The following is a 2,010-nucleotide window of genomic DNA, read 5'->3' on the forward strand; positions in this document are numbered from 1 at the left end:
CCCGGACAGAGTGCCGGACACGCGCCGCCCGGCACAGCACCCGGACGACGCGTCACATCACAACAGGGCAAACATTCCCTGCTACGGCACTAGAGCCGCTAAGGCCTGTTGCGAAAGTGGAGCGGTCGACCGGAGGGCGGGCCACGCGGCAGGCGTCGCTTCGTATCAGGCTCTGGAGGGCCGCTGTCCCTGGGAGCCGTCGGCCGCGAGCGGAAGACTGCGTAGCGACAGTGTGCTCGGCGTCGGCAGTGTTCCGTGGGCCGCCTCGGCGCGGAACGACTGGAGCAGGTACGCCACCAGACGCCGGGACGCCGCACGGTCACCCGGCAGTGCGGTGACCAGACCGCAGTGGGACAACAGGGCCACGGCAAGGTCGGAGGGGTGGAAGTCGGCCCGCAACGCGCCCGCCGCCTGAGCCCTGCGGACCAGGGTCATGAAGTCCCGCTCGGCCTGTTCCCGTTCCCGCGCGTGTTCTCGGGTGCTGTTCGGAAAGGCCGCGACGAACGCGGCCGGGAAGCCCCGTTCCTCCCGTTGCAGTTCGCAGACCGTCTCGACCAGCCGCTGGAAGCCCTGCCACGGATCGGGGGCGGCCAGCGCCTCGTTGAGCGCCCGGGCACAGGTGTCCATCTGGTGCGCGAACGCGGCCCGCACCAGGGCGTCCCGCGTCGGGAAACGCCGGTACAGCGTCGCCACGCCGACCCCCGCCCGTCGAGCCACGGTCGCCATGGGCGCGTCGATGCCGTGCTCGGCGAAGACCACGCGGGCAGCCGCGAGGATGCGCCGCCGGTTGCGCCGTGCGTCCGCCCGCAGACTGTCCTGCCCCGCGATCCGAGAGGATTCCCCCACCGCTGTCTCTCACCTCCGGTCAAGTGGACGATCTCGTCCGATTGCCAGCCTACGCTCGGCGCCACGATCCCCCACACGGCCACTGGTGGCGAAGGTGAGAACGCGACGATGGACGACCGCACGATGAAAGCCGTACTGTTCGACCGCTTCGGCGGCCCTGAGGTGCTGTATGTGGCCCGGGTGCCACGTCCCGGACCGGCACCCGGCGAGGTCCTCGTGCGCGTGCGCGCGTTCAGCGTGAACGGCGGCGAACTGGCGGCCCGTTCCGGTCAGGCCCGCCTCATCACCGGCCGGAAGTTCCCGCAGCGCGTCGGGCTGGACTTCACCGGCGAGGTCGCCGCACTCGGCACCGGCGCGACCGGCGTAGCGGTCGGCGACCAGGTGTGGGGCGTCCTGGGCCGCAGCTCCGGATTCGGCAGCGCTGCCGAGTACGTGACGGTACGGCCCGAGGGGCTCGGCCGGGTCCCGGACGGGCTGGACCTCGTGGCCGCCGCCGCGCTGCCGGTGGCCACCACGGCCATCACGGCCCTCCGCGACAAGGCCGCACTGCGCCCCGGCGAACGGCTGCTCGTAAGGGGCGCGGCGGGCGGCGTCGGCAACGCCGCCGTCCAGCTCGGACAGGCGTACGGCGCCGAGGTCACGGCCCTGGCCCGCGCTGCCAACCTCGACTTTGTCCGGGGGCTCGGTGCCCACCACGCCGTCGACCACCGGGCCGTGTCCCCGGCGGAACTGGGACTGTTCGACGTGGTCCTCGACACGGCGGGCACCGACCTGCGTACCGTACGGCGGATGGTGAAGCCCGGCGGACGCATGGTCACCATCGCCTTCGACCTGACGCGGCCCGCCGCCTCGCTGGGCTACATCGCGGCCAGCGCCGTCCACGGACGCGGACGGGTGCGCTTCTTCAGCGGTAACCCCGAACGTGCGCTCTTCGACGACCTCGCCCGCCAGGTGACGGAGGGGAAGCTGCGGCCGGCGGTGGACACGGTCTTCCCGCTGGAAGAGACAGCGGCGGCACACCGGGCGCTGGAGGCGGGCGGAGTGCGGGGTAAGTACGTGGTCAGGGTCGCCTAGATGAATGAGTCCAAGGGATGTCCTGCGGACATAGGACGAGGGCGTCCAGTGTCGATGTGTGACGACCGACCTGGACACCCTCGCAACGGC

The 2,010-nt window shown here is 71.8% G+C and carries 2 protein-coding genes; one reads left to right on the forward strand and one right to left on the reverse strand.

Annotated elements, in window-relative coordinates; genetic code table 11:
- Positions 1 to 165: 165 nt before the first annotated feature.
- Positions 166 to 846, reverse strand: a complete 681-nt coding sequence (locus AB0J04_RS45955; protein WP_363174701.1) for a helix-turn-helix domain-containing protein — start codon at positions 844 to 846, stop codon at positions 166 to 168.
- A gap of 108 nt (positions 847 to 954) precedes the next feature.
- Here AB0J04_RS45955 and AB0J04_RS45960 point away from each other — a divergent pair, with 108 nt between their 5' ends.
- A complete protein-coding gene (locus tag AB0J04_RS45960) occupies positions 955 to 1,920 on the forward strand; it encodes an NAD(P)-dependent alcohol dehydrogenase (RefSeq protein ID WP_363174702.1) in 966 nt (321 codons plus the stop codon).
- Positions 1,921 to 2,010 lie beyond the last annotated feature (90 nt).

The sequence above is a fragment of the Streptomyces sp. NPDC050263 genome (assembly GCF_040655955.1).
In the GTDB taxonomy this organism is placed as follows: Bacteria; Actinomycetota; Actinomycetes; order Streptomycetales; family Streptomycetaceae; genus Streptomyces.